The sequence below is a fragment of the Aeromicrobium jepli genome (genome assembly GCF_047246605.1).
Classification (GTDB): Bacteria; Actinomycetota; Actinomycetes; order Propionibacteriales; family Nocardioidaceae; genus Aeromicrobium.
Window position 1 is genome coordinate 486614 of the sequence record NZ_JBFOKO010000002.1, and the last position, 21060, is coordinate 507673.

Here is a 21060-nt window from a genome sequence, read left to right on the forward strand (position 1 = left end):
CGCGGGCGTACCCGCTGCGTGCGGGCTTACACGCGCCCGCGCCGGTGGATCAGGCGACGCGCGCGTAGACCCCGAAGCCCGAGGACAGGCTGGTGATCTCGACGCTCTTGCCCGGGCGCGGGGCGTGGATGACCTTGCCGCCGCCGAGGTACATGCCGATGTGGCTCATGCTCGGGTACGCGACGAGGTCGCCGGGCTGCAGCTCGGACGCCGAGACCGAGCGGCCGGCGGCGATCTGCGGGCCGACGACGCGAGGGATCGAGACGCCCGCGGCGGCGTACGCCTTCATCATGAGGCCCGAGCAGTCCCACGAGTCGGGGCCTGCGCCGCCGTACACGTAGGGCTCGCCGAGCTGGGCCATGGCGAACGCGATGGCCTTCTTGGCGGCGCCCTCGCCGGCGTTGCTCACGGCCGTGACGTCGCCGGCGCTCATCTGCGACTGCTGCGCCGCGCTGAGCAGGTCGAAGTCGGACTTGGCCTCGCGGTACGCGCTGTCGAGCTTCTTCTTGGTCTTCTTCGCCGCGGCGAGCTTCTCGTCGAGGGCGTCCTGGTGCTCGGCGAGCTGCGCCTGGCGCTTCTCGAGCTCGACGCGCGTGCGCGTGAACGACTCGAGCGCGTCGGCGCGGGTGGAGTTGAGCGCGTCGATCGCGCTGAGGCCCTCGATGAACAGGTCGGGGTCCTGGCTGGCGAGCAGGCCGACCGTCGGGCCGAGCGGCTGCTCGAGCTGCTGCTGGACGATGTCCGCGCCGAGCTCGTCGCGCTGGACGCGGTACACCTTGCGGATCTGGCGGATCTCGCCGGCGACCTCGTCGATGCGGCGGTCGAGCTCGCGCGCGTCCTCGGTGAGGCCGTTGAGCTTCTCGTTGGCGGCCTCGGCCTTGTCGAACGCCTTCTCGACGTCGGCGCGGGTGACCTCGGGGTCGGCCTGGGCCGGGGACACGACGATGAAGGACCCGGCCGCGAAGGCCGTGGCGGCCACGAAGGCCGCGGGAGTGCGGAAGCGCACGAAATGAACTCCTGAGTACCTCGACGCCTACCAGGTGAGCTGACGGGTTCGGGCCTCGGTCTTGCCCTACGACCGGCGGGCCGGTCGATTCACCCCACGTACTTGGTTCCCCGGTTCGTCGTTCACCCGGCCAGGCGGCTGGTCACCGACGATTCGGCGGCACCGCCATCCGGCGGCACGAGAGTTCACTGTAGTTCGCGCCCACCAGCGCGATCAACCCGCCTCGACGTGATGTTCGGGACCATCCATCCCGACCACGAGGCGCAGCGGCGGGACCAGCCCGGACGCGGCCAGCGTGTCGAGCGCGGCACGCTCGTCGGGGTCGAAGGTGACGGCGTCCGCCGGTGGCCCCAGGAGCACGGAGACGACGCAGTCGGCGCACACGGCAGCGCACCGGACGAGGCAGCTGTCACAGTCCACGACCATCGGGGCCGGGGTTTCCATGTCGTTCATGGGCGCGACGCTAGATACCCCCTCCGACAGTTTCGGATCACACCGGCGCCTGCGCGGATTCGTCGGACCGGCCGCCTACCGTCATCGCCATGGCCATGCACCAACCCGCCTTCGACGACCCCGGCATCGACTGGGGCGGCCGGCCCCTCGCCGACACCACGTTCTGCGTCGTCGACCTCGAGACCACGGGCGGGTCGCCGAAGAAGGGCTCGAAGATCACCGAGGTGGGTGCGGTCAAGGTGCGCGGCGGCGAGATCCTGGGCGAGTTCCAGACGCTCGTGAACCCCGACCAGCTGATCCCGGCGTTCATCACGGTGCTGACCGGCATCACCGACCAGATGGTCGTCGAGGCGCCGCGCATCGCCGAGGTGCTGCCCAGCTTCCTGGAGTTCGCCCGCGGCACCGTCCTCGTGGCGCACAACGCGCCGTTCGACGTCGGCTTCCTCAAGCACGCGGCCGGCGAGCTCGGCATCGACTGGCCGGGCTTCGACGTCGTGGACACCGCCGTCCTCGCCCGCCGCACGCTGCTGCGCGACGAGGTGCCCAACGTCAAGCTGGCCACCCTCGCGGCACGCTTCTCCCCCGTGCAGCCCGACCACCGCGCGCTCACGGACGCGCGCGCCACGGTCGACGTGCTGCACGCGCTGTTCGAGCGACTCGGCACGTGGGGCGTCTCTACGGTCGAGGACGTCGCCTCCTTCACCTCCAAGGTCACCCCGGCCCAGCGCCGCAAGAAGCACCTCGCCGACGGCCTGCCCGACGCACCGGGCGTCTACCTCTTCCGCGACGCACGCGGGGACGTCCTCTACGTCGGCACCTCGCGCTCGCTGCGCACGCGCGTGCGCTCCTACTTCACCAAGGCCGAGACCCGCACCCGCATGGGCGAGATGATCGCCCTGGCCGAGAAGGTCGACACCGTCGTGTGCGCCACCGACACCGAGGCGCGCGTGCGCGAGCTGCGGCTCATCGACCGGCACCGGCCCCCGTACAACCGCCGCTCCAAGTTCCCCGAGCGCGCGATGTGGCTGCGGCTCACGGACGAGCCGTGGCCGCGCATCTCCCTCGTGCGCGGGGTCGTCGAGGGCGCGGCGACGCACATCGGGCCGTTCGGCAGCCGCAAGCAGGCCGAGGCCGCGATGGCCACGCTGCACGACGCGTTCCGGATCCGCCAGTGCACCGGACGACTGCCGCTGTCGCCCAGCCGCGCCGCGTGCGTCCTGGCCGAGCTCGGCCAGTGCCTGTCCCCGTGCGACGGCACCGTCACGGTCGAGGACTACACGCACGAGGTCGGCCGCGTCCGCCGCGCGATGTCCGCCGACCCCGTCGAGGTCGTCGCGCACCTCGAGCAGCGCATGGCGCACCTGGCGACCTCCCAGCGCTTCGAGGACGCCGCCGTCATGCGCGACCGCGCCGCCAGCCTCATCCGCGCCGTGCGCCGCACGCAGCGGCTCGACTCCCTCGCCCGCGAGCCCGAGCTCATCGCCGCCGCGCCGCACGACGAGGGCTGGCAGATCCACGTCGTGCGCCACGGCCGGCTCGCCGCCGCGGCGATCCTGCCGCGCGACATCGCCCGCACCCCCGGTGCCACGGCCGGCTGGGTCGACACGCTGCTGACCACCGCCGAGTCCGTCGAGCCCGCGCCCCGGCCCATGCCGGCCGCGCTGATCGAGGAGACCGAGAGCCTGCTGCGCTGGCTCGAGTCCCCCGGCGTCCGCATGGTGCGCGGCTCGTGGACCTCCGCGTGGCCGGCCGCGGCGCGCCACCTCGAGCGCTTCGACGTCGAGCGCCAGTTCGCGATGCCGGCCGAAGCGCCGGGGCTAGGCTGAGCCGGTGATCACCGCCATCGTCTTCATCCAGGCCGAGGTCTCGTCGATCCCCGAGACGGGGGCCGCGATCGCCGACATCGCCGGCGTCAGCGAGGTCTACTCCGTCACGGGCGACCACGACCTGATCGCCATGGTGCGCGTGCGCAACCACGACGAGATCGCCTCGGTCGTCGCCGACCGGCTCAACAAGGTGCCGGGCGTGCTGTCCACGCAGACGCAGATCGCCTTCCGCGCCTTCAGCCGGCACGACCTCGAGGACGCCTTCGCCATAGGCCTGGACTGACCGCGGTCACCGGGTGGGCGGTGGCCAACCACTCCCCCGACCTGCCGGTGGCTGGTCAACCGTCTGGAGCTCCACGCGGTTGAGAACTCACCGCGCTCTGAGGGGAACGGTTGACAGCTCACCGCCTCCCCCGCGCCCGCCGTCAGCGGGCGTGGCGGTTGGTGGCCTCGACCCAGCGGGCGAGGGCGGCCTGCGCGGCACCCGAGTCGATGGACTCCGTCGCGCGCGCCACGCCGGCGCCGATCCGCTCGGCCAGCGTTCCCGTGATGCCCTCGTGCGCGGCGATCGCCGCGCCGGCGTTGAGCAGCACCGCGTCGCGGACCGGGCCGCGCTCGCCGGCCAGCACCCGGCGGAACACGTCCGCGTTGTACTCCGGCTCCCCACCGCGCAGGGCGTCGACGGGCGCGTGGTCGATGCCGATCTCGGCCGGATCGAACACCTGCTCCTCGATGCCGTTCTCCCCGGGCACCCAGAAGCGCGTCGTGGTGGTGACCGTGATCTCGTCGAGGCCGTCGTCGCCACGGAACACGAACGCCGTGCTGCCGCGACGCGCCAGCACGTCCGCCATGAGCGGCGCCATGTGCGGATCGGCGCAGCCGATCGCCGAGGCGGCCGGGCGCGCGGGGTTGGTGAGCGGGCCGAGGAAGTTGAAGAACGTGGGGACGCCGAGCTCGCGGCGGGCCGGGCCGGCGAAGCGCATCGAGGCGTGGAAGACCGGCGCGAAGCAGAACGTGATGCCGGCCTCGCGGTAGACGTCGAGGACGTGCTCGGCGGGGACGTCGAGCCGGACACCCAGCCGCTCGAAGACGTCGGCCGTCCCGGACTGGCTGGAGGCGGCGCGGTTGCCGTGCTTGACGACGCCGATCCCCGCACCGGCCGTCGTGACGGCGGCCATCGAGGAGATGTTGACCGTCTTGGCCATGTCGCCGCCCGTGCCGACGATGTCGACGACGCGGTCGGGCAGGTCGAGCAGCGTGGCCTTGGCGTACATGGCGTCGACGAGCCCCTGCAGCTCCGCCGCGGTCTCGCCCTTGGCGCGCAGCGCGATCGCGAAGCCCGCGATCTGGGCGCCCGTCGCGTCACCCGACAGGATCTCGCCCATCGCCCACGCGGTGGTGTCGGCGTCGAGGTCGCGCCGGGCGAGCAGCTCGCCCAGGACGCGGGGCCAGGACAGGGTCATCGAGGCGGCGGTCACCGCGTCGCGCCGGTGGCGGCGCCGCGGAGCAGCTCGATCGCTGCCTCGGCGAGCCGGAAGGGCTCGAGCGGCTGGTTGACCACGGCGTCGGCACGCGACCACGTGGCGAGCCACGCGTCCTGCGGACGACCGGTCAGGACGATCGACGGCGGGCCCTCGTAGAGCTCGTCCTTCATCTGGCGGGCGATGCCCATGCCGCCGGCGGGCACGGCCTCGCCGTCGAGGATCGCCAGGTCGATCCCGCCCTCGTCGAGGTGCTGCCACACGACCGGCTCGGTCGCGCACTCGACGAACTCGACGGGCGGCAGGTCGGGGTGAGGACGCGCCCCCAGCGCCGCGATGACGGCCGCGCGAACGTCGCGATCGTCGCTGAACAGCAGGACACGAAGGGGCTGGTGGTCGCTCACGGTGGCATCGTACATAATGAGGGCGTGGCAACTACTTCTGCGATCCCCGCGTCCCGGCTCCACGGCGTCGAGGGCCGTCCGTCCTACGTGACGGTCGGCACCATCGTGTGGCTGTCCAGTGAGTTGATGTTCTTCGCGACCCTGTTCGCGGCCTACTTCACGGTGCGCAGCGTCGCGCCGGAGCTGTGGGCCGAGCGCACCGAGCTGCTGAACATCCCGTTCGCCACGGCCAACACCACGATCCTGGTCCTGTCCTCGGTCACATGCCAGCTCGGCGTCTACGCCGCGGCCAAGGGCAACGCGGCGGGCATGCGCAAGTGGTTCATCATCAGCTTCATCATGGGCGCGGTCTTCATCGGCGGCCAGGCCACCGAGTACGCCGAGCTCATCCACGAGGGCCTCACCATCCAGAGCGATGCGTACGGCAGCCTCTTCTACCTCGCGACCGGCTTCCACGGCATCCACGTCATCGGCGGCCTGCTGGCCTTCCTGCTGGTCATCGCGCGCACCTACGCGGCCCGCAAGTTCACCCACGAGCAGGCGGTCTCGGCGATCGTCGTGTCCTACTACTGGCACTTCGTCGACGTCGTCTGGGTGGCCCTGTTCGCGGCCATCTACATCATCCGCTGACCCCTCGGGGATAGGCGTACCTAACTACAAAGTCACGGCTCGGTCCTCGCTACGCTGATGCGAACGCATGGGCCCGATACGTCGGGGTGGCGCCGAGGTCGGCGCCGACATCCCCTGGTCCTAAAACGATCTTCAGGAACGAGGTTCTCGGTGCGGAAACTGTCGACACGGCGCCGGCATCCCATGGCGCTTCTGGCGCTGCTGGCCCTGGCACTCTTGCTGACCGGCGCGGCGTACGCGGCGGTCGCCCCCGAGCCCGCGACGGCGGAGACCACCCCGGCCTCCGAGATCGATGCGGGCCGCCAGCTCTTCGTCGTCGGCTGCGCCAGCTGCCACGGCCTCAACGCCCAGGGCATCACGACCCAGGGCGAGGACGGCGAGAAGGGCAACTACGGTCCGTCGCTGATCGGCGTCGGCGCGGCCGCCGTCGGCTTCCAGATGGAGACCGGCCGCATGCCCATGGCGCAGACCGCGCCGCAGGCGATCCGCAAGCCGAACGAGTACACGCAGGAGGAGATCGACCAGATCGCCGCCTACGTCGCCTCGCTGGCCCCCGGCCCGGCCCGCCCGTCCGACGAGGACATCAACTGGCAGGACGTCGACGAGGAGGGCATCGCCGAGGGTGGCGAGTTCTTCCGCACGAACTGCACCGCGTGCCACAACTCGGTCGGCGCCGGCGGCGCCCTGCCGAGCGGCCGCTTCGCGCCGACGCTCAAGGGCGTCGACGCCATCCACATCTACGAGGCCATGCTGACCGGCCCGCAGCAGATGCCCGTGTTCTCCGATGAGGTGCTCACCCCCGAGGACAAGCGCAACATCATCGCCTACGTCAAGACCGTGCAGCAGCAGGGCAACGCGGGCGGCCTCGGCGGCGGCGGCCTCGGCCCGGTCGCCGACGGCATGTTCGTGTGGATCGTCGGCATCGGCGGACTCACGGCGTTCGCGGTCTGGATCGGCATGCACGGAACGAGGTCGAAGAAGCGATGACCAACGAGATCGAGACCACCGGCGACCCCATCGCCGATCCGGGTCTGGCTCCCCACAAGTACCGCCCGCAGGACGTCGACGCCGCGCAGGAGCGCCGCACGGAGCGCCAGATCGCCGGCATGTTCGGCCTGGCCACGCTGCTGCTGCTCGGCTTCTGCGTCGCATACTTCACGATCGACTCCGACACGCGGATCTTCGCGTTCGGCGACCCCAACAGCGGCAACGCCTTCGGCGGCTGGTCGGCGCAGAACTTCGCGTTCGGCACGACCCTCGGCGGCGGCCTGCTGCTCATCGGCATCGGCATCATCCAGTGGGCCAAGAAGCTCATGGGCGATCACGAGATGGTCGAGATGCGTCACCCCGCTCGCTCCAGCGACGAGGACCGCGCCTCGGTCATGACCGAGATCAACGCCGGCATCAACGAGAGCGGCATCGGCCGTCGCCCGCTGATCCGCAACAGCCTGCTCGGCGCCGTCGGCGCCATGGGCCTGCCGGCGATCGTGCTGCTGCGCGACCTCGGCCCGCTCCCCCACAGCCAGGACGAGACCGTCTGGAAGAAGGGCATGCGCGTCGTCAACGACGTGTCCGGTGAGCCGATCAAGCCGGGCGACCTCGAGGTCGGCCAGCTCGTCAACGCCGAGCCCGCGATCTTCTTCGAGACCGACGAGGAGGGTGACGCCGTCATCCACGGTCACGATCTGCTGGCCGCCAAGGCCAAGGCCGCCGTCATCGTGGTGCGCATGCGACCCGAGGACATCACGCCGAAGAAGGGCCGTGAGAACTGGGGCGTCGATGGCATTCTGTGCTACTCCAAGATCTGCACCCATGTCGGCTGCCCGATCAGCCTGTGGGAACAGCAGACCCACCACCTGCTCTGCCCGTGCCACCAGTCGACGTTCGACCTGGCCGACAACGGCAAGGTGATCTTCGGTCCCGCCTACCGTCCGCTGCCGCAGCTGCCGCTCGCGGTCGATGGTGAGGGCTACCTGGTCGCCGTCAGCGACTTCCCCGAGATCGTGGCGCCCAGCTACCCCGAGCTCGCTCGCGACCAGAAGCAGCTCAACGAGAAGTTCGGTGGTGAGGCATGAGCCAGAGCACGTTCACCCGGATCGAGGATTCCCCGTCCGGCAAGAAGCTGTCAGGACCGGTCGGCTGGTTCGACGACCGCCTCGGCCTGGCCGCGGCAGGCAAGAAGAACCTGCGCAAGGTCTTCCCCGAGCACTGGTCCTTCATGCTCGGCGAGATCGCCCTGTGGAGCTTCGTCGTCCTGCTGCTGACGGGCGTCTTCCTGACCTTGTGGTTCGTCCCCAGCATGGGCGAGGTCGAGTACACCGGCTCCTACGCGCCGCTGTACGGCATCGAGATGTCGCAGGCCTACGCTTCGACCCTCGACATCTCGTTCGACATCCGTGGCGGCCTGCTCATGCGCCAGGTCCACCATTGGTCGGCGAACCTGTTCATCGCGTCGATGATGGCCCACATGCTGCGCGTGTTCTTCACGGGCGCGTACCGCAAGCCGCGTGAGATCAACTGGCTCATCGGCGTCGGCCTGCTCAGCCTCGGCATGGTCGAGGGCTTCGCGGGCTACTCGCTGCCCGACGACCTGCTGTCCGGCACGGGCCTGCGCTTCGTCGACGGCCTGATCCGCTCGATCCCGCTGGTCGGCTCCTACCTGGAGTTCTTCATCTTCGGCGGCGAGTTCCCCGGCGAGATCATCATCCCCCGCCTCTACATGGCGCACATCCTGCTGATCCCGGCGCTGCTGCTCGGCCTGATCGGTGCCCACATGCTGCTGCTCGTCTACCACAAGCACACGCAGTGGCCCGGCGCCGGACGCACCAACGACAACGTCGTGGGCTACCCGATGCTCCCGGTGTACATGGCCAAGGCCGGCGGCTTCTTCTTCGTCGTCTTCGGCTTCACCGCGCTGATGGGTGCCCTGATCCAGATCAACCCGGTGTGGGCCTACGGTCCGTACAACCCGTCCGAGGTCACGGCCGGCTCGCAGCCCGACTGGTACATGGGCCTGTCCGAGGGTCTCGTGCGCCTCATGCCGCCGCTGGAGACCACGTGGTTCAACCGCACGTGGACGTGGAGCGTCTTCCTCCCGGGTGTCGGCGGCCTGGGCATCCTGTTCACGTCGCTCGCCCTGTGGCCGTTCATCGAGCGCTGGATCACCGGCGACCAGCGTGAGCACCACCTGCTCGAGCGTCCGCGCAACGCCCCGGTTCGCACCGCGCTCGGCGTGGCCGCGATGACCGCCTACGCCTGCGGCTGGATCGCCGGCGGCAACGACATCATCGCGCTGAAGTTCGGCCTGGACATCTTCGCCATCACGTGGGTCCTGCGCATCGGCATCTTCGTGTTCCCGGTGATCGCGTTCATCGTCACGAAGCGCATCTGCATCTCGCTGCAGCGCAAGGACAACGAGACGCTGACCCACGGCTGGGAGACGGGCGTCATCGACCGCTCCCCCGACGGTGGCTACGCGGAGCGCCACGCCCCGCTGCCGGCCGCGGACGCCTACGCCCTCACGGCGGCGCGCGAGCGCCTGCCCGAGCTGGAGGCCGAGAAGCCCGCCAAGACCGACGCGAACGGCGTCCGCAACCCGGACCACCGCAAGCAGTCGTTCCGCCAGCGGATGCGCGAGTTCTACTACAGCGGCTCGGTCGACAAGCCGACCGCGCACGACATGGAGCACGCGGCCGAGCACCTGGCCGGCGGCGGCGAGCACCCCGTGGTGCTCGGCGACGACTTCCAGGGCGTCTCGGAGACGGGTGTCCCCCGCGTCCACTGAGTCAGCGACGACGAAGGCCCCGACCAGTCATGGTCGGGGCCTTCGTCGTTCCCGGCTCAGCTCCCGTGACGCGCGATGTCGCGTGCGAGCACCGCGGGCCAGCCGCGCACGTCCTCGCCGGTGTGCGCCACCTGCAGCGTCGCGCGGGGCATGAGGTCCGCGAGCGCCTCGGCGGTCGACAGAGGGTGCGCCGGGTCCCCGACCCACGCCAGGATCGTCGTCGGCACGTCGATGCCCTCGATCTCCTCGGGCGCGGGCAGGTCGCTCAGGGCGGCGCCGCGGAAGACGGACGGCAGCAGCCCGGCGCGCACGTGCGGCACCGTGTCGGGGTGGCCGACGGCGGCGGGCGGCTGCGGCAGGCCGCGGCACGACTCGAGCCAGGCGTCGACGCCCGCGCTCTCGACGAGGTCGGCAGTGCGGCGGTACTCCCCCGCCCTGGCCCGCCGGGTCTCCCACGCGGTGGGCGGCAGCAGCAGCGTGAAGCCGCTGAACCGGTCGGGCTCGCGCACGGCGGCGTGCAGCAGCGTCGCGGTGCCCATCGAGGGGCCCACGCCGTGGACGCGCTCACAGGGGAACCAGTGGTCGAGCAGCCGCAGCAGGTCCTCGGCGAGGTGGGGCCAGCGGTAGTCCTCCGGCTCGGGGCGTCCCGAGGAGTGCCCGTGTCCGCGCGCGTCGTACCGCAGCAGGCGGGTGTCGGAGAGGCCGCGGCCGAGGTCGAGGTCGAGCAGGCGGTCGCGCGAGCGGCTGGACGTGAGTCCGTGCAGCTGGACGACGGGGTGCCCGGACTCGTCGCTGAACGCCCAGGCGAGCTCGGCACCCGGCACGGGGAAACGGTGCACCACGGCTCCTGAGGGGGGGGATCGTCGAAGCACTAGGTTATCGGCATGCGCCTCACCCACGTCGCACACCTGCGGTTGCCGTTCGGCCCGCTGCTCAGCCACGACCTCGTGGTGTCCGAGCCGGGTCGCGCGCTGCCGCTGTCGTTCGACCAGGGGCGCCACGTGGGCTGGGGCGACCGCGCCGGCTCGTGGATGGCGCTCGCCATGCGACTGCCCGAGCCCCTCCCCCGCGAGGACCTCGCCGCCGCGTGGTGCGCCGTGGTCCAGCGGCACGGCACGCTGCGGTCGGTGTTCGTCCCCGGCGTCGACGGCACGCCCTCGCTGCACGAGGTCGAGGTCGAGGGCGGCTTCTGGACCGAGCACGAGGTCCTGCCGGGCCAGGCGATGAACGACGCCCTCCGGGACGTCCTGGACGCGACGTGCCGCCCCTACCACCGGCCGTCCCACCGGTTCTGCGTGATCGAGACCGTCGACGGGCCGAGCCTCGTGTTCGCCGCCGACCACTCCCACGTCGACATGTGGTCGCTGCTCGTGCTGGCGCGCGACTTCCTCGCGGCGCTCGACCAGGCGCGCGAGGGCCGGCGGCCGCGCCTGCCCGAGGCGCCGCCGTTCGCCGAGCACACGGTCGAGCTGGCCGAGCTGCCGCCTGCGCCGGACGAGATCCGTGACAGGTGGAACCACGTCATCGAGGCGGGCGGCGGCGCCATGCCGTGCTTCCCCCTCCCCCTCGGCGACGCCGCGCCGCAGCCCGAGCGGGTCGTGATCCGCGACGTGCTCGACCTGGCGCAGCTCGCCGCGTTCTCGGCCCACGCGTCGGCCGAGCGCGTCTCGACCCTCGCCCTGGCCGTCTCGGCGATGACGTCGATCACCCGGGAGCTCGCCGGCACGCCCCTGCGCGCCGTCTTCCCCGTGCACAGCCGCCACGAGGAACGCTGGCACGACTCGGTCGGCTGGTTCATCACGAACTCCGTCCTGGAGTCCGCCGACCCGGATCCGCGCGCGTGTTCCGCCGCCGTGAAGGAGGCCATCCGGCTCGGGTCCTGGCCGCTGGCGGACCTGATGGCGCCGTGGGGCGGGATGCCCGAGCAGCCGGGGATGTTCGCGGTCTCCTGGCTCGACCTGCGCCGGCTGCCGGTCAGGATCGACAGCGCCGGGCTCGACGCCCAGTACGTCGGCGCCGCGATCCGCACGCACGGCGTGATGCTGTGGTTCATCATCGACGACACCGGCGTCCACCTGCGCTGCCGCTACCCCGATACCCTCACCGCCCGCCAGAGCGTCAGCACATGGCTCGACACGCTCGTGGCGCACATGAGGGCCCTCGCCGCGTCCGGAGCGCACCGAGAGCCCTCCCGGCGCTCCGCGGCCTCCTGAGGGCGGCCCACGGCCGTCCACGACCCGCGGCGGGATGGGACGATGGGGCCATGAGCCTCTCGATCACCGGCGACGCCGCCGCCGACCAGCTGCTGACCGACGACCCCTTCGCGCTGCTCACCGGGATTCTGCTCGACCAGCAGATCGCGATGGAGGCCGCGTTCAGCGGTCCGGCGAAGATCCGGGACCGCGTCGGCACGATCGACCCCGCCGAGATCGCCGCGCAGGACCCGGAGGCCTTCGAGGCGGTCTTCCGCCAGACCCCCGCCGTGCACCGCTACCCGGGATCGATGTCCGGACGCGTGCTGGCCCTCGCGGCCGCCGTCCGCGACGAGTGGGGCGGCGACGCCTCCGCGATCTGGACGCAGGGCTCCCCCACCGGTGCGGAGGTGCTCAAGCGGCTCAAGGCGCTGCCGGGCTTCGGCGAGCAGAAGGCCAAGATCTTCCTGGCGCTGCTGGGCAAGCAGTACGGCTTCGACGGCGAGGGCTGGCGCGAGGCCGCCGGCGACTACGGCCAGCCGGGCCACCGCAGCGTCGCGGACATCACGAGCCCGGAGTCCCTGGCGAAGGTCCGCGAGTTCAAGCGCGAGCAGAAGGCGGCCGCGAAGGCCGCGAAGGGCTGAGGCTCACACCTCCGTGTCACGTGGCGGGAGCATGTACCGCCCCAGCCGCCGTGAGGTCCCATCACTTCGAGGTTCTTCGAAGCCGCTCCGCCAATGCTGAAAGGAACTCTGCTTCCTCACCCAGGAGGTTGTACTGAGCTGGACCCCAATGGTGCAGCCTGGTGCTCGAGTGCAGTAGCTCATTCCGGAGCCTTCGAGCACGCAATGCGCGATCGAGCTCTTCTGAGGACAAGTCACCGTCCCTGGCTGCGACCAACAGTGCCTCATGGATGCGCGACGGCGAACGGACTTCGCCGCTGTTCTTGGAGTCGCGTTCGAAGAGCACCGTCTCCAGGTCTGACCAAGCGCGGACGTACTTCCCCATCGCACCCTCGGCAGCAGTCTGCGATGACGAAGGCGCCGTCCGTCGGCGGACGCGATCTACAGCTCGCCGATACGCGCGATATCGAGCGGGGTCACCCGTCACGATTTGATCGACGATTTGATCCGTGAGAGAGAAGTTCTCGAATTGACCTTCAAGTCGCTCGAGGAGTGGCTCGAGAGCCACGCTGCTGTCGAGGCTCTCTTCTCTCAGAAACTCGAACAAGACGTCCAGAGAACCCATCGTCGAGTCCTTGACAAGCGCACCCCGCACCCGAGGCTGACTACGTAGGAACTCCGCGAGTTCGTAGTGGCTCCTGAACGGCGTTGCGGCTTGAGCGATTCGCTGGTCTCTTGCTCTGAGAAGCTCTTCCAGAGCTATCTCTCCACTCTGCACTAGACCATTCAACTGATCTAGCAACGCATACTCGGTACCTGAAAGCTCCCCATCGAGCGGCTTGTATACGAGGTCGTGCTCCACCTCAGACCAAGCGTGCATCAGCACGGAGGCGACTTGGACTTCCAGTTGTGCACCGATGTAGCGCTCTTCGTGGTCACTGAGCAAGTCAGGCCGCAGGGCGCCCCGGTAGTGCTGTGCCCGGTATCCGGTGAACCGCGGGTCCCCGGGACGAGTGTGACTCGCGTCGGGGAACGTCTTCACGACAGGCACGTCAAGCACGCCGTCAAGGATGTTCCGGACCTCTGAACCTTGGCTGGGAAAGTACAAAGCGATTCTGACGCCAGCAAGATCGGAGATGTCCCGCCCAATTTCGTCGACAGTCCTGTACTTCCGCTTCCGTGCCCGCTGCTCGACCTTCATGCGCAGACGTTCAACGGATTTGGCTCGGCTGGTGACGATCGCCTGTATGCCGGCACCCGCGATTTCAGCCTCGATGATGCCGCGAGCTTTTCGGGCCAGAGCGTCCCAGAAATCGTACTGACGCTGATAGGACTGAACAAACTTCTCGATCATCGACAAGAGGGCCCTCCCTGGCAAGCTTCGGCGAGCCTAGCGCAGAAGCCTCCATCCGAAGGCGGGCTTCGACGGCGAGGGCTGGCGCGAGGCCGCCGGCGACTACGGCCAGCCGGGCCACCGCAGCGTCGCGGACATCACGAGCCCGGAGTCCCTGGCGAAGGTCCGCGAGTTCAAGCGCGAGCAGAAGGCGGCCGCGAAGGCCGCGAAGGGCTGAGGCTCAGGCGCCCGTGGCCGGCGTGGGCGTCGCAGTGGCCTCGCCCGCGAGCGCGGAGCCCTCGAGCCACTCGCTCCACGAGCGGTTCCAGTCGGTCCAGCCGTTCGCCGGCTCCAGCCGCCGCGGACTGCCGACGTAGCGCACGACGTCGCCGCGGCGGCTGTGGCGGAACAGCCAGCCCGCGTCGGCCGTGGACAGCCCCGCGCAGCCGTGGCTCACGTTGGCGCGGCCCTGGCTGCCGGCCGACCACGGCGCCGCGTGCACGAACTCGCCCGAGTTCGTCAGGCGCATCGCCCACTTGACGCCCTTCATGTTGTAGTAGTCCGGGTCGTCGGAGTCCACGCCGGTCGTGGCGGCGTCCATGTCGATCGTGGCGTGCTTCTCCATGACGACCTTGACGCCGTTGCGGCTGCGGTGCCGCGCGTCGCCGGTGGTGACGGGCATCCGGCGCGCCACCTTCCCGTCGATCCGCACCGTCATGCGGTGCCGCTTCGTGTCGACGGTCGAGACGACCGACCGGCCCACGCGGAAGTCGATGTGCTGGTCCTGCTGGCCGTACACGCCGTTGCCCGCCGGGACGCTGTTGAGATCCAGGTCGACCGAGACCTTCGTGCCCGGCTTCCAGTACCGCTTCGGCCGCCAGTGCGCCGTGCTGTCGCTGAGCCAGTACCAGCCGCCCTCGGCGGCCGGCTGCGCCGTGACCTTCATCCGGCGCTCGAACGCCGCGCGGTCCGTGACCGGGACGTCGAACGACACGATGACCGGCATCCCGATGCCGACGGTCTCGCCCTGCAGCGGCGCGACGGACGGGTACGTCTGCTCGTCGAGCGACAGCGCCCGCGTCGTGAAGGTCGTCTCGGAGGTCGCGTCCTCGCCGTCATCACCCGTCCCGGTCGCCTTGAGCACGTACGACGTGCCCGCCTCGAGGTAGTCCGACGCCGTCCAGCGGATGCCGTGGATCTCGCCGGGGACCGTCTCGGAGCCGTCCTTCGAGGTCAGCGAGACCTCGGACAGCTCTCCGTCGAAGCCGTCGACGTGGACGATCGTGTCGACGGCGACGTCCGTCGCCCCGTCCTGGACGCTCGGCGTGATCGAGATCGGGTCCTGGGGCACGACCGCGTCCACGGGGTTGGCGACGCCGCCGCCGTCGATGCAGGCGGCGAGCGGGAGCAGCAGTGCCGCCAGCACGGCCGGCAGCACTCGACGAACGGGACTCACGACTGAGAGTCTAGGCAGCCGCGCCGAACCACCCGGACATGCGACACGCCCCGGTGCACGGGCACCGGGGCGTGTCGGGAGCGGGTCGGGCTCAGTGAGCGTGCGCCCCGCGGTAGTACTCGAACAGCCAGCCGACGACGCAGATCGCGCCGAAGGGCACGGCCAGGATGAACAGCCACCAGCCGAAGACGACGCCCAGCATCAGCGCGCCGAACGCCATCGCGGCGAACAGCGGCCACCAGCTGTACGGGGGGAAGAACCCCAGCTCCCCGGCTCCCTCGACGATCTCGCCGTCCTTGCGGTCCTCGGGACGCTCGGGGATGGCCCGGGTCACGAAGTACAGGTAGAAGCTGATCATGAAGAACAGCAGCATCGCCATGACCAGCGCGACGGTGCCGGTCACCTCGTGCGCCAGCGCCCAGTAGACGGGCGTGACGATCACGAAGAAGACGCCACAGCTCAGGAAGAGCCAGAACTCCTTGCGCATGCCTCACTCACCAGCCTTGGGGTTGTTCTGGCCGAGCGCCTCGCTGCGTCCCTCGAGATCGGGGGTGTCCGCACCGGGCTCGTTGGCCTCGGGGTTCTGTGCCATCTCCAGCGCCACCACGTCCGGGTGGTGCAGGTCGAACGCGGGGCTCTCGGAGCGGATGCGCGGCAGCGACACGAAGTTGTGGCGCGGCGGCGGGCTCGAGGTGGCCCACTCCAGCGTGCGGCCCCAGCCCCACGGGTCGTCCTGGTTGACCATGGGCGCCTTGCGCGACTTCCACACGTTGTAGATGAACGGCAGCGTGGAGGCGCCGAGCAGGAACGCGCCGATCGTGGAGATCTCGTTGAGGCGCGTGAACCCGTCCGTGGGCAGGTAGTCGGCGTAGCGGCGCGGGAAGCCCTCGACGCCCAGCCAGTGCTGCACCAGGAAGGTCAGGTGGAAGCCGACGAACAGCAGCCAGAAGTGGATCTTGCCCAGCTTCTCGTCGAGCATCCGTCCCGTGATCTTCGGCCACCAGTAGTAGTAGCCGGCGAACATCGCGAACACGACCGTGCCGAACACGACGTAGTGGAAGTGCGCCACCACGAAGTAGGTGTCCGAGAGGTGGAAGTCCAGCGCCGGCGACGCGAGCACGATGCCGGTCAGGCCGCCGAAGAGGAAGGTCGTCAGGAAGCCCAGCGCGAACAGCAGCGGCGCGTCGAAGGAGACGGAGCCGCCCCACATCGTGCCGATCCAGTTGAAGAACTTCACGCCGGTCGGCACGCCGATCAACAACGTCATGAAGCTGAAGAACGCCAGGTTCACCGCGCCGGTCACGAACATGTGGTGCGCCCACACCGCGGCGGAGAGCACGGCGATCGCCAGGGTGGCCGCCACCAGGCCGACGTAGCCGAAGACCGGCTTGCGGCTGAAGACCGGCAGCACCTCGGTGATGATGCCGAAGAACGGCAGCGCGATGATGTACACCTCCGGGTGGCCGAAGAACCAGAACAGGTGCTGGTACATGATCGGTCCGCCCGTGGCCGGGTCGAAGACGTGCGCTCCCACCATGCGGTCCGCGGCCAGCGCGAGCAGCGCGGCGGCGAACACGGGGAACACCACGATGATGAGGATGCTGGTGACCAGCGTGTTCCACACGAAGATCGGCATCCGGAACATGGTCATGCCCGGCGCGCGCATCGTGAAGATCGTGGTGATGAAGTTGACCGCGCCCAGGATCGTGCCCAGGCCGGACATGTACAGGCCCATGACCCACAGGTCACCGCCCACGCCCGGGGTGTTGATCGAGTCCGACAGCGGCATGTAGGCGAACCAGCCGAAGCTGGCCGCGCCGCCGGGGACCACGAAGCCCGAGACGGCGATCAGCGAGCCGAACAGGTAGAGCCAGTAGCTGAACATGTTCAGGCGCGGGAACGCGACGTCGGGCGCGCCGATCTGCAGCGGCATGATCATGTTGCCGAACGCGAAGAACAGCGGCGTCGCGAACATGAGCAGCATGATCGTGCCGTGCATCGTGAACAGCTGGTTGTAGGTCTCGTCACCGACGACCTGGGTGCCCGGGCGGGCCAGCTCGGCGCGGATGATGAGCGCCAGGATGCCGCCGAAGATGAAGAAGAAGAAGGTCGTCGCGGCGTACATCTGACCGATGACCTTGTGATCGGTCGTCGTCAGCAGCGTGAAGGCCTTCGTCCCGAACGAGCGCTCCCTGCTCTTGGGCAGGATGGTGCGCTCCTCAGGTGCGTCGAAGGTTGCGGTCGCCATCAGTCCTCCGGTTCGTTCTCGCCGCTGCCCTCGAGGCCGGCGACGGTCTCAGACGTGGTGGAGCCCTTGGGCTTGCCCACCTGTCCGGCTGCCTCCAGGTCGGCCAGGTGCGCCTTGTACTCCTCGGCGGAGACGACCTTGACCTTGAACAGCATGCGGGTGTGGTAGACGCCGCAGAGCTCGGCACAGCGGCCGGTGAAGGTGCCCTCACGGTTCGGCGTCATGGTGAAAGAGTTGTTGCCGTCCTTGCCGGGGATCTTGCCCGGGACGACGTCCATCTTGAAGTAGAACTCCGGGACCCAGAACGAGTGGATGACGTCCGGCGAGATGAGCTCGAACTTCACGGACTCGTCGACGGGCAGCCACAGCTCGGGGAGCTTGGCGGTGTCGCCCTGGTCGTAGACCGGCTGGCCGCCGGGCGCGCCCTCGAGGTAGTTGAACGTCCACTGCCACTTGCTGCCGACGACCTCGATCGTGTGATCGGGGTTCTCGACCTCCTCCAGCTGGGCGTTCTGCGACTGCACCGTGTGGAAGAAGAAGATGGCGACGATGATCACCGGGGCGATCGTGTACAGCGCCTCGAGCGGCAGGTTGTAGCGGACCTGCACGGGCGCCGGCTCGTCGACGCTCTTGCGGCGGTAGCGGATCGGCGCGTACATGATCATGCCGAAGACCAGCAGGAACACGACGAGCACGGCGATCCAGGTGCCGAGCCACAGGTGCCACATGTGAATGGACCGGTCCGAACCGGCGACAGGGAGCGCGAGTCGGTTCAGGTCCGACTCGTCCAAGGGGGAACAGCCGCCGAGCATGAGGGCAGCCAGGGCGGTCAACACCGCCAGTTTCATCCGACCCACGGAGCGCCTTTCTCAGAAGATCTAGACCACAGGGTGGTTTTGAAGAACAGTAACGCAGGCGGACCCCTGCGCCAAGGGTTAGGTCAGCCTTGCTTGACGACCTCGTCGTGAGTGATCGACAGGGCCGCGCCGATGTCGGCACGGGCCTGCGCGCCGTACGTCGACTCGACGCGATCGAGGAATCCGGCGCGTTCGAGCCGGTACTCCTGCGTGCCGATCGTCTCGACGACGCTCGCGGCGATCGTGCAGCCCACCTGGGCCGCGCGCTCGAGGCCCAGGCCCGCCGCGACGCCGGCCAGGAAGCCCGCGCGGAAGCTGTCGCCGACGCCGGTCGGGTCGACCGCCGTGACGCCCTCGATGGCGCGCACCTCGTGCCGCGTGCCGTCGGCGGCGATGACGACGCAGCCGTCCTTGCCGTGCGTGACGACGCGGACGCCCACGCGCTCGGCGATGTCGGCGTCGCTCCAGCCCGTCTTCTTGGCGATCAGGGCCGCCTCGTAGTCGTTGCTGAACAGGTAGGCCGCGCCGTCGATGAGGTCGCGGATGAGCTCGCCGTCGGCCCAGGCCAGCTGCTGGGACGGGTCGGCGGCGAACGGGATCTGCAGCTCGCGGACGGCGCGCGTGTGGCGCAGCATGCCCTCCGGGTCGTCCGGGCCGATCAGCAGCAGGTCGATGGGCGACTCGGCGTGCAGCGCGGCGATGTCGATCTCGCGCGCCTGCGCCATCGCCCCGGGGTAGAACGTCACGATCTGCGCGTGCGCGGCATCGGTCGTGATGGTGCACAGCGCCGTGTGCAGCGAGGGCGAGACGAGCAAGCGCGAGCAGTCGACGCCCATCTCCTCGAGCCAGGCCTGGTAGCCCTGGTCGACGAAGTCGCGGCCGACGGCCGCGACGAGCGTGGGGTGCAGGCCCAGGCTGCCCAGCCCGAACGAGATGTTGGCGGCGCAGCCGCCGCGACGGACGTCGAGGTCCTCGACCAGGAACGACACCGCCAGCTTGTCCAGCTGGTCGGGGACGAGCGAGTCGGAGAACCTGCCGTCGAAGGTCTGCAGGTGGTCGGTCGCGACCGAGCCGGCGATTGCAAGATGCACGGCCGCCACAATAGGCGATCGGGGCGCGCCACCGAAATGGCGGCACGCCCCGATCAGCGCAGGTGTGAGGTGTGACTCAGTGGAACGAGTCGCCGCAGGCGCACGAGCCCGTGGCCATCGGGTTGTCGATCGTGAAGCCCTGCTTCTCGATGGTGTCGACGAAGTCGATCGAGGCGCCGTGCAGGTACGGCAGGCTCATGCGGTCGACGACGACGTTGACGCCGTCGAACTCGCGGATCTCGTCGCCGTCGAGCGAGCGCTCGTCGAAGAAGAGCTGGTAGCGCAGGCCGGAGCAGCCGCCGGGCTGCACGGCGATGCGCAGCGCCAGGTCGTCGCGACCCTCCTGGTCCAGCAGGCTCTTGACCTTGCTGGCCGCACCGGCGGTCAGAGTGACGCCGTCGGCGGGCGCGGTGGTGGCGGTGTCGGTGCTGGTCTGGTCCGTGGCGGTCATCGAGGCTCCTCGGTCGACGGATGGATCATGGCTGTCACTGGTGCAACGCAGGACGATCCGGTTCGATTCCCCATCGTACGCGCCGCCCGTGACGGTTCCCGCCACGCGCCACGTTTCAGACCCGCCAGGAGCGCGCGACGCGGGCCGCGAGGTCGGCCAGGTGGCGGCCGGGCTCGCCGAGCGCGGCCTGCTCCCCCACCCGGTCGACGAGGCCGTGCGCCGACTCGACGCCGAGCGCACGCATCTCGCGGCTGCCGACGTCGACGCGCCCGGCCAGCACGATGCAGGGCCGCGCGTGCCGCATCGCGATCGTCGCGACGCCGTGCACGACCTTGCCGGCACGCGAGGAGTAGTCGAACGACCCCTCCCCCGAGATCACGAGGTCGGCGCCGGCCACGAGCTCGTCCAGCCCGGTGGCCTCGGCGACGAGCGCGATGCCGGAGGTCACCTCGGCGCCGAGCACGAGCAGCGCGAAGCCCAGGCCGCCCGCGGCACCGGCCCCCTTCGCGTCCGCGACGCGGCGCTCCGCGGGGGTCGTCCCGCACACGGCGTCGACGAACCGGTCGAGCCGGTGGTCGACGGTGAGGATCTCCTCCTCCCCCAAGCCCTTCTGCGGCCCGAACGTCCGCGTCGCGCCGAACATGCCGAGCAGCGTCGTCTCGACGTCGGCGGCCACGACGAGCTCGACTCCGGCGAGCCGGCGCCGGGCGGCCTCGACGTCGACGCGCGTGACGCCCTCGAGTCCGCGCGGCCCGCCGTCGAGCGGCACGTCGGCGGTGGCGCCGAGGGCGGCCAGCAGTCCCGCGCCGGCGTCGTTCGTGGCGCTGCCGCCGAGGCCGACGACGATCCGTCGCGCGCCGCCGTCCACCGCCGCGGCGAGCGCCCGCCCCACGCCGACCGTCGTGGCGTCGAGCGGGCGCCGCTCGTCGGTCAGGTGCAGGCCACACGCCTGGGCCGACTCCAGGTACACCGTGTCGCCGGCCACGAGCAGGCCGACGGGCGTCGGGTCGTCGAGCGGTCCGGGGACCGTCACGACGTCGAGCCGGGCCCGGTCGCCGTACGCGCCCTGCAGCGCGTCGAGGAAGCCCGGCCCGCCGTCCGCCATGGGCGCGGCGACGAGCTCGTCGCCCGGCGACGCGCGCCGCCAGCCCGCGATGATCGCCTCGGCGGCCTGCGGGGCGGTCAGGGTGCCCGCGAACTTGTCCGGGGCGACGACGACGCGCAC

General features: G+C 70.2%; 21 protein-coding genes and 1 riboswitch. Of the genes, 8 read left to right on the top strand and 13 right to left on the bottom strand.

All coding sequences use genetic code 11. From position 1 onward, the window contains the following. Positions 1-49 precede the first annotated feature (49 nt). Both AB3M81_RS06000 and AB3M81_RS06005 read right to left on the bottom strand, forming a co-directional pair. Positions 50-1006, bottom strand: a complete 957-nt coding sequence (locus tag AB3M81_RS06000; RefSeq protein WP_412902995.1) for a C40 family peptidase — start codon at positions 1004-1006, stop codon at positions 50-52. A gap of 9 nt (positions 1007-1015) precedes the next feature. Beyond that, positions 1016-1175, bottom strand: a riboswitch (cyclic di-AMP (ydaO/yuaA leader). Between the two features lie 44 nt (positions 1176-1219). After that, complete coding sequence (locus tag AB3M81_RS06005) at positions 1220-1459, bottom strand: hypothetical protein (protein ID WP_412902996.1); 240 nt, start codon at positions 1457-1459, stop codon at positions 1220-1222. An 89-nt stretch (positions 1460-1548) separates the two neighbouring features. Between AB3M81_RS06005 and AB3M81_RS06010 the strand changes: the two genes are divergently transcribed. Further along, entirely contained in the window at positions 1549-3285 is a 1737-nt protein-coding gene (locus AB3M81_RS06010) for a DEDD exonuclease domain-containing protein (protein WP_412902997.1), read from the top strand. Positions 3286-3289: 4 nt separating this feature from the next. Then, positions 3290-3568: an Lrp/AsnC family transcriptional regulator gene (locus tag AB3M81_RS06015; RefSeq protein ID WP_313408106.1), complete on the top strand. Its 279-nt coding sequence runs from the start codon at positions 3290-3292 to the stop codon at positions 3566-3568. Positions 3569-3710: 142 nt separating this feature from the next. Here AB3M81_RS06015 and trpD read toward each other — a convergent pair whose 3' ends face one another. Next, entirely contained in the window at positions 3711-4748 is a 1038-nt protein-coding gene (gene trpD / locus AB3M81_RS06020) for an anthranilate phosphoribosyltransferase (RefSeq protein ID WP_412902998.1), read from the bottom strand. A gap of 11 nt (positions 4749-4759) precedes the next feature. Further along, complete coding sequence (locus tag AB3M81_RS06025) at positions 4760-5170, bottom strand: response regulator (RefSeq protein WP_412902999.1); 411 nt, start codon at positions 5168-5170, stop codon at positions 4760-4762. 24 nt (positions 5171-5194) lie between these two features. On the opposite strand from AB3M81_RS06025, the gene ctaE reads away from it, so the two are divergent. The 4 genes from ctaE (at position 5195) to qcrB (ending at position 9584) form a co-directional block, all read left to right on the top strand. After that, positions 5195-5800, top strand: a complete 606-nt coding sequence (gene ctaE / locus AB3M81_RS06030; protein WP_489671969.1) for an aa3-type cytochrome oxidase subunit III — start codon at positions 5195-5197, stop codon at positions 5798-5800. Positions 5801-5950: 150 nt separating this feature from the next. Further along, on the top strand, positions 5951-6787 hold the full coding sequence (qcrC, locus tag AB3M81_RS06035; RefSeq protein WP_489671970.1) for a cytochrome bc1 complex diheme cytochrome c subunit: 837 nt from the start codon (positions 5951-5953) through the stop codon (positions 6785-6787). Then, positions 6784-7875, top strand: a complete 1092-nt coding sequence (gene qcrA / locus AB3M81_RS06040) for a cytochrome bc1 complex Rieske iron-sulfur subunit (protein ID WP_412903001.1) — start codon at positions 6784-6786, stop codon at positions 7873-7875. Before qcrC ends, qcrA begins: the two co-directional genes overlap by 4 nt. Continuing rightward, positions 7872-9584 carry a cytochrome bc1 complex cytochrome b subunit gene (qcrB, locus tag AB3M81_RS06045; RefSeq protein WP_412903002.1) on the top strand — a complete coding sequence of 571 codons (1713 nt, stop codon included), beginning with the start codon at positions 7872-7874 and terminating at the stop codon, positions 9582-9584. The genes qcrA and qcrB overlap by 4 nt, the downstream gene beginning before the upstream one ends. 56 nt (positions 9585-9640) lie before the next feature. Here qcrB and AB3M81_RS06050 read toward each other — a convergent pair whose 3' ends face one another. After that, a complete protein-coding gene (locus tag AB3M81_RS06050) occupies positions 9641-10423 on the bottom strand; it encodes an alpha/beta fold hydrolase (RefSeq protein ID WP_412903003.1) in 783 nt (260 codons plus the stop codon). A gap of 45 nt (positions 10424-10468) precedes the next feature. Between AB3M81_RS06050 and AB3M81_RS06055 the strand changes: the two genes are divergently transcribed. Both AB3M81_RS06055 and AB3M81_RS06060 read left to right on the top strand, forming a co-directional pair. After that, entirely contained in the window at positions 10469-11797 is a 1329-nt protein-coding gene (locus AB3M81_RS06055; RefSeq protein ID WP_412903004.1) for a condensation domain-containing protein, read from the top strand. 50 nt (positions 11798-11847) lie between these two features. Then, positions 11848-12420: an HhH-GPD-type base excision DNA repair protein gene (locus AB3M81_RS06060; protein ID WP_412903005.1), complete on the top strand. Its 573-nt coding sequence runs from the start codon at positions 11848-11850 to the stop codon at positions 12418-12420. A 61-nt stretch (positions 12421-12481) separates the two neighbouring features. Here the strand turns inward: AB3M81_RS06060 and AB3M81_RS06065 are convergent, their stop codons facing one another. The 8 genes from AB3M81_RS06065 to AB3M81_RS06100 form a co-directional block, all read right to left on the bottom strand. Next, complete coding sequence (locus AB3M81_RS06065) at positions 12482-13753, bottom strand: hypothetical protein (RefSeq protein ID WP_412903137.1); 1272 nt, start codon at positions 13751-13753, stop codon at positions 12482-12484. A gap of 220 nt (positions 13754-13973) precedes the next feature. Next, positions 13974-15188 (bottom strand): L,D-transpeptidase, encoded by a 1215-nt coding sequence (locus AB3M81_RS06070; RefSeq protein WP_412903006.1) that lies wholly within the window; start codon positions 15186-15188, stop codon positions 13974-13976. 91 nt (positions 15189-15279) lie between these two features. Continuing rightward, positions 15280-15675 (bottom strand): cytochrome c oxidase subunit 4, encoded by a 396-nt coding sequence (locus AB3M81_RS06075; RefSeq protein ID WP_412903007.1) that lies wholly within the window; start codon positions 15673-15675, stop codon positions 15280-15282. 3 nt (positions 15676-15678) lie between these two features. Next, a complete protein-coding gene (gene ctaD, locus AB3M81_RS06080) occupies positions 15679-17436 on the bottom strand; it encodes an aa3-type cytochrome oxidase subunit I (RefSeq protein ID WP_412903008.1) in 1758 nt (585 codons plus the stop codon). Continuing rightward, complete coding sequence (gene ctaC, locus AB3M81_RS06085; RefSeq protein ID WP_412903009.1) at positions 17436-18284, bottom strand: aa3-type cytochrome oxidase subunit II; 849 nt, start codon at positions 18282-18284, stop codon at positions 17436-17438. Before ctaC ends, ctaD begins: the two co-directional genes overlap by 1 nt. 92 nt (positions 18285-18376) lie before the next feature. Continuing rightward, entirely contained in the window at positions 18377-19384 is a 1008-nt protein-coding gene (locus AB3M81_RS06090) for a carbohydrate kinase family protein (RefSeq protein WP_412903010.1), read from the bottom strand. A gap of 76 nt (positions 19385-19460) precedes the next feature. Beyond that, positions 19461-19835, bottom strand: a complete 375-nt coding sequence (locus AB3M81_RS06095) for a HesB/IscA family protein (RefSeq protein ID WP_412903011.1) — start codon at positions 19833-19835, stop codon at positions 19461-19463. 115 nt (positions 19836-19950) lie between these two features. Then, positions 19951-21060 carry a glycerate kinase family protein gene (locus AB3M81_RS06100; protein ID WP_412903012.1) on the bottom strand — a complete coding sequence of 370 codons (1110 nt, stop codon included), beginning with the start codon at positions 21058-21060 and terminating at the stop codon, positions 19951-19953.

Excerpts from the sequence above, each read along its gene's own strand:
- AB3M81_RS06095 (WP_412903011.1), bottom strand. The coding sequence starts at position 19,835 with ATGACCGCCACGGACCAGACCAGCACCGACACCGCCACCACCGCGCCC.
- qcrB (WP_412903002.1), top strand. The coding sequence starts at position 7,872 with ATGAGCCAGAGCACGTTCACCCGGATCGAGGATTCCCCGTCCGGCAAG.
- AB3M81_RS06065 (WP_412903137.1), bottom strand. The coding sequence starts at position 13,753 with ATGATCGAGAAGTTTGTTCAGTCCTATCAGCGTCAGTACGATTTCTGG.
- AB3M81_RS06005 (WP_412902996.1), bottom strand. The coding sequence starts at position 1,459 with ATGAACGACATGGAAACCCCGGCCCCGATGGTCGTGGACTGTGACAGC.
- ctaD (WP_412903008.1), bottom strand. The coding sequence starts at position 17,436 with ATGGCGACCGCAACCTTCGACGCACCTGAGGAGCGCACCATCCTGCCC.
- AB3M81_RS06055 (WP_412903004.1), top strand. The coding sequence starts at position 10,469 with ATGCGCCTCACCCACGTCGCACACCTGCGGTTGCCGTTCGGCCCGCTG.
- qcrA (WP_412903001.1), top strand. The coding sequence starts at position 6,784 with ATGACCAACGAGATCGAGACCACCGGCGACCCCATCGCCGATCCGGGT.
- ctaC (WP_412903009.1), bottom strand. The coding sequence starts at position 18,284 with ATGAAACTGGCGGTGTTGACCGCCCTGGCTGCCCTCATGCTCGGCGGC.
- AB3M81_RS06075 (WP_412903007.1), bottom strand. The coding sequence starts at position 15,675 with ATGCGCAAGGAGTTCTGGCTCTTCCTGAGCTGTGGCGTCTTCTTCGTG.
- AB3M81_RS06010 (WP_412902997.1), top strand. The coding sequence starts at position 1,549 with ATGGCCATGCACCAACCCGCCTTCGACGACCCCGGCATCGACTGGGGC.
- trpD (WP_412902998.1), bottom strand. The coding sequence starts at position 4,748 with ATGACCCTGTCCTGGCCCCGCGTCCTGGGCGAGCTGCTCGCCCGGCGC.
- AB3M81_RS06060 (WP_412903005.1), top strand. The coding sequence starts at position 11,848 with ATGAGCCTCTCGATCACCGGCGACGCCGCCGCCGACCAGCTGCTGACC.